Consider the following 1,933-nt stretch of genomic DNA (forward strand, 5'->3'; position numbering starts at 1 on the left):
GCCACCTCAATCCCACCAACCTTCTCGCGCCCGAAGGTGATCTCCGGGTTGCGGGTAAGAGTGACGCGGCGACCGACGTAGTTCGACGCTTCCGGTCCCCAAGCCGCGACCAAGACTCTCCTCATTGACTTGGAAGGACGCCAGGTGCGGTCAGGGATCTCTTGCAGGTGCACGAACACGGGCTGCTCAGTGCTGCCAGCCTCAACGCCAGTGATGGTGACGGTCCGGTCTGAGGCGATCAAATCATCCGCGTTGACTTGTGAGCTGTTCGGCTCAATGCTTCGGGTGAGGTCCATGCCTCAGCCTGCCTTTCGTTGGTCGTTGATCGAGGCGGGCATGTTTACCCTGCGCCAAGCAACGATCGTTGCCTCGGCTTCCTCAATGGTGTCGAATGGGCCGAACCTGAAGATGCGCTCCCGTACGTATGCAGCGCACATGTACCCACTGCGTGCCTCGTTCCAATACACGCCGCGGACACCGGTCTTGCTGTTGCTGTTCGCGCTTGACCGGTTTTGTCCGTTCTCCTGGTGGTCAAGCAACCGCAAGTGGGCAGGGTTGACGCAGCCACGGTTGAAACATGTGTGGTCGACTTCAGCCTGAGCCGGGATTGAACCGTGAGCCCACTTGTAGGAAATGCGGTGAGCGACCTGGTTGCCGCCGTCGATTCGGAAGATTCCGTAGCCGCGCATCGTCGCCGCCTGCCAGTTCCAGCAGTCTCCGCTCTTGTCGACCTTTGCCCAGAAGCGCTCTTGGTCAGTAGCCCGGACGTTTCGGATTGGTGCTTCCATTGCGCGTCCGAGTCGTTGCCGCGCGTAATGCGCGTTGCACAACCCAAGTGCCTTGCCCCGGGGCAGTTCGCAACTGCCGTATTTGCACGTCTCGTCCATCAGATCCGAATCTCATCGTCAGCCCAGTGGTCGATGCGTTCTGCGATGGGTCGACCTGCTGTGGCTGTGGTGTAGGCGGCGATGGTGTCGGCTGCCTGCTGTTCGTAGGAGTTGAGTGCGGCGACGATTGCTGCGTCCCATTTCTCGTCGCGGTAGACGCGCTTGACGAACAGCGGCCAACCCCCCGCGTAAGAGCAGTAGTCCCACCACTCGCGATCAAAGACGAACATGCAGCCGTGTACTTGAGGGACGTTGGCCGGTGGTACGCGGTTATCGAGGAAGGTCCGCAGCTGCACCTTGGGCACACGGGACTTGATCTCCAAACCGCCGTCAGCGCCGACGAGTCCGTCTGGTGATGCGCCGAGCTTGTACGGTCCGACGTCGAGCGTTGCGAATCCGACTTCTTCGACGGGTGCGTACTGCTCTGCGTAGAGCTCGCGTGCGTACGGTTCGTCCATCGTGCCCCGTTGCATGTCGAACGAGGGGTGCACGTATTCGACGTGGCCGCTGATCCGTTCCGCGATGAGGGTCTGCATGACGCCGCGTGCTGTGTCGTTGTCGGCGAGCTTGCCGGTGGATGTAATCAGCTTGCCGATGGTGGATGCGGTGAGCATGCCGCATCTGAGGTCGAGCCAGTCCTGCGAACCCTGCTCTACCTGGTAAATGGTCAGTGTCATAGGTGCCGCATCTCCTTCCTGAGTCGCCAGATCATCCGCATCCGCTGCCACCAGGACGGCATGATGACCCATTCGTCGGGATCGAAACGGTCCCAGCCGATGCAGAACGCGCCGGTCATGCTGCGTCCTTCGGCGGCTGGACGTCGCGGATCGTGGACGGGTCGACCTTGTTCAGGTCGCGCAGCACGCCGCCGTACCAACTCACAATTCCGACGTAACGGCAAACCATCCAGAGCGTGTCTGTCTCGGCGCGGTCCGTGTAGCACCGTGCCGTGAACGTCGTCCCCGGTGCCATGTCCTCGATCCGGGGCGGCTCGGCGGTCTCGCGGCCCAGGCTCCGTGCTGCGGCATCGACACCTTGCCAGCGCG

At 61.8% G+C, this 1,933-nt stretch carries 4 protein-coding genes and 1 pseudogene; all 5 read right to left on the reverse strand.

Annotated elements, in window-relative coordinates; all coding sequences use genetic code 11:
- Positions 1 to 296, reverse strand: a pseudogene (locus NS184_RS15465) (hypothetical protein); the annotation flags it as partial.
- A gap of 3 nt (positions 297 to 299) precedes the next feature.
- A complete protein-coding gene (locus NS184_RS17540) occupies positions 300 to 887 on the reverse strand; it encodes an HNH endonuclease signature motif containing protein (RefSeq protein WP_083513761.1) in 588 nt (195 codons plus the stop codon).
- Positions 887 to 1,564 (reverse strand): lambda exonuclease family protein, encoded by a 678-nt coding sequence (locus NS184_RS15470; RefSeq protein WP_058726993.1) that lies wholly within the window; start codon positions 1,562 to 1,564, stop codon positions 887 to 889. The genes NS184_RS17540 and NS184_RS15470 overlap by 1 nt, the downstream gene beginning before the upstream one ends.
- Positions 1,561 to 1,683 (reverse strand): hypothetical protein, encoded by a 123-nt coding sequence (locus NS184_RS18910; RefSeq protein WP_275935037.1) that lies wholly within the window; start codon positions 1,681 to 1,683, stop codon positions 1,561 to 1,563. The genes NS184_RS15470 and NS184_RS18910 overlap by 4 nt, the downstream gene beginning before the upstream one ends.
- Positions 1,680 to 1,933, reverse strand: a 254-nt coding sequence (locus NS184_RS18605; RefSeq protein WP_206556295.1) for a hypothetical protein, incomplete at its 5' end; no start/stop codon positions are given. The genes NS184_RS18605 and NS184_RS18910, both read right to left, overlap by 4 nt.

The sequence above is a fragment of the Curtobacterium luteum genome (assembly GCF_001475545.1).
Taxonomy (GTDB): Bacteria; Actinomycetota; Actinomycetes; order Actinomycetales; family Microbacteriaceae; genus Curtobacterium; species Curtobacterium luteum_A.

Coding starts and splice junctions, on each gene's coding strand:
- NS184_RS17540 (WP_083513761.1), bottom strand. CDS start 887: ATGGACGAGACGTGCAAATACGGCAGTTGCGAACTGCCCCGGGGCAAG.
- NS184_RS15470 (WP_058726993.1), bottom strand. CDS start 1,564: ATGACACTGACCATTTACCAGGTAGAGCAGGGTTCGCAGGACTGGCTC.
- NS184_RS18910 (WP_275935037.1), bottom strand. CDS start 1,683: ATGACCGGCGCGTTCTGCATCGGCTGGGACCGTTTCGATCCCGACGAA.